This is a genomic window from Gemella sp. GL1 (assembly GCF_013415365.1).
Taxonomy (GTDB): domain Bacteria; phylum Bacillota; class Bacilli; order Staphylococcales; family Gemellaceae; genus Gemelliphila.
The window spans coordinates 1-430 of the sequence record NZ_JACBYB010000026.1; the positions used below are offsets into that span (position 1 = coordinate 1).

Below are 430 nucleotides of genomic sequence, written 5' to 3' on the forward strand. Positions count from 1 at the left end.
GAAAGAGCTGACTCATTTTTTTTGTCATACCGTAGAAATAAACAAGCATTCAGGAACTGGCGGGATGAAATGATAGATGTACATTCTGCATATTATCGACCGGTCAAATTCATCTGGAAAACCTTTATTTACGGATTTCTGACATTTGCTGTTTACATTTTCTGCGTTGAAACCAATTTTCTCTGGCTCATGGGCAGCATGCCCAGCGTTGAAGATCTTCAGAACCCGAAAGTGGCGCAGTCCTCTGAAATTTACACCTCTGACGGCGTCATGATCGGTAAATTTTACACCGAAAACCGGACGCCCGTTACGGCAAAAATGATTTCTCCAAACCTGATCAAAGCACTGATTGCAACTGAAGACGTTCGTTTTTACAAGCATTCCGGCATTGATTACAAGGCAATGGCCAGCGTTGCAGTCGGGATTATAA

The 430-nt window shown here is 42.8% G+C and carries 1 protein-coding gene; it reads left to right on the forward strand.

Annotation, left to right across the window (positions count from 1 at the left end; translation table 11 throughout):
* Window positions 1-69: 69 nt before the first annotated feature.
* The coding region (locus HZY82_RS06550) for a transglycosylase domain-containing protein (RefSeq protein ID WP_218925272.1) at window positions 70-430 on the forward strand (361 nt) is incomplete at its 3' end.